Origin of the sequence: Micromonospora sp. ATA51 (genome assembly GCF_016802855.1) — a bacterium.
GTDB lineage: Bacteria > Actinomycetota > Actinomycetes > Mycobacteriales > Micromonosporaceae > Micromonospora > Micromonospora sicca.
In genome coordinates this window covers 1-1950 of record NZ_JAEVHJ010000594.1, presented here as the reverse complement: position 1 = coordinate 1950, position 1950 = coordinate 1, and the positions used below count along the sequence as shown (strand labels likewise).

The window sequence follows — 1950 nt, the reverse complement described above, 5'->3', positions numbered from 1 at the left end:
ATCCGAGCATTTTCGATGCGAGACACCTTGGGTTGAGACCAGCCCAGAGCGGCAGCTACCTCCTCGCCAGGCACGCCCAAGCCCTCTCGGATGCGTTTCCAGTTCAGCGGCAACCCGCTCCCGGTGCGCCGAGCCACCCATGCTCACCTCCGGCCATGCACCGATGCATACCTGCACCAGCCCTCGTCATCAGCGGTCACCGCTAGCAGCTCCGCCCGGATCTCCTCCGGCACGCCGTAGTAATGAAGGAGTGTGGCTAGATCCCGGGTGCTGACGGCGATCCGAGCATTTTCGATGCGAGACACCTTGGGTTGAGACCAGCCCAGAGCGGCAGCTACCTCCTCGCCAGGCACGCCCAAGCCCTCTCGGATGCGTTTCAGTTCAGCGGCAACCCGCTCCCGGTGCGCCGAGCCACCCATGCTCACCTCCGGCCATGCACCGATGCATACCTGCACCAGTGTAGGCGGGAGAGCGGGTGATGGGCTTGGCTGGCTGGCTAGAATCCGTGAGCACGCCCGAGCATCGGCGCTCAACGGCTAGGCATCTCCGGTGGAAGCCAATTCACGCCACACGAGCGCAAGACTTGAGGCAGCTCGGCCGGGTCAGTGGGCCGGGGCCGAGCGAGCCGGCGACCAAAACTGTCCGGCACAAGAATAGCTGCTGCGTTAATCCAAGGCGCGCCAGGGCGGGGATTCACCGTCACGTTGGCCACAACAATTGTTATCCATTGGTCGCTATCTGCAAACATGTCGTCAGCAATATTTGCGGCCAATAGATCTACGTTCTTGCGCTGCACCTCTGTCATTTGATCTGCGTCGGGAGGGTGCGCTTCCACGATCAGCCCCAGTTCCGGCTCGTGGCAGAACCACCGCCGTTTACCGGAACGAGAGACAGCCAGTACAGCGAACGGACCCACGGGCGCAGAGGCGGGCCATAGCGCCCGGTCGACTTTCAGGACTGCCTTTCGATAGAAGGGCCAAGCGGTCAGGAGGGCATCACACAATTTCATTGCCTCTGTTGCATCGACCAGAGGCGTCGCATCCGCCATGGCCTGAAGAATAATCTTGAATGCCCGAACTCCCTCGGCATAGGCAGAGGGTAGAAGCGCCAAGGCTGATCCCGAGCGGTGGACGTGTCTTCCATCGATTTCTCGGATGGACTCCTTCGCCCCTCCGGAAGCCCCATGAAGAACTTGAGACGACAGGCGGTAGTAGTGGTAGAACCTCTCATGACCGTACTGGCGTGACCGGTCATACAGGTTTCGCTCGGTCCATGACCTACGGAAGCCGGGGCCGTACTTGGCAATGGCCTCTTGGGCCTCCTGTCTGTGGCGCCGAGCCTGTGACTTGAGGCGATGTTCCTCAGCTTTTTGTTCGCGCCCCTTCAGCAAACTCAACCCAACTTCCGCTTCCGCTTCAATCAGCGGAGTTAGCGCACGGTGCGCAAGGTATCGTTCCGCCAGGTTCGCGTCTGCGAGGACATCACAGAGATTGATCAGATGCTCGACAAGCGCGCGAGCGGCACGGGTTGCAGGACGTCCGCGCCCGTCATAGAGGTCAAAGAGCAGGTCGTTAAAATCATTTGTGGCTTGACCAAATACTTCGAGCGAAGCGCCGCTCGGGGTTGCATTGTGGAATCGTCTGCCGGCCGAAAGCATCGAAAAATGCATCTGATCGACGAGCTGGCCAAAACCCGGGATTTCTCGGTTGAGGCGCTCGCTGATAGCCCGATTAGTCAGCCACTTATCGCTGTCAAGTGCGACTGGCGGCCTTACCTCGCCAAATGGTTCGGCGTTACTTCTAGGGCGAGGGGGCCGGCGGGAACCTGACACGCTTGCCCCCTTGGAGTCCCTGCCTGACTTCTTGCTGCAGTCTGTCATACCCGCTGCTAGCAGGGCGCGCGATGCACTGCTTGGCTGTCTGGCCACATCGGAGAGGTCGCTCGCTCCAC

The 1950-nt window shown here is 60.7% G+C and carries 3 protein-coding genes; all 3 read right to left on the bottom strand.

The window, feature by feature from the left end; genetic code table 11:
- Positions 1–137, bottom strand: a 137-nt coding sequence (locus tag JNW87_RS41920) for a helix-turn-helix domain-containing protein (protein WP_375373605.1), incomplete at its 3' end; no start/stop codon positions are given.
- A gap of 6 nt (positions 138–143) precedes the next feature.
- Positions 144–419 (bottom strand): helix-turn-helix domain-containing protein, encoded by a 276-nt coding sequence (locus tag JNW87_RS41915; protein ID WP_375373604.1) that lies wholly within the window; start codon positions 417–419, stop codon positions 144–146.
- A 110-nt stretch (positions 420–529) separates the two neighbouring features.
- Complete coding sequence (locus JNW87_RS38125; RefSeq protein WP_238455411.1) at positions 530–1669, bottom strand: DUF5677 domain-containing protein; 1140 nt, start codon at positions 1667–1669, stop codon at positions 530–532.
- Positions 1670–1950 lie beyond the last annotated feature (281 nt).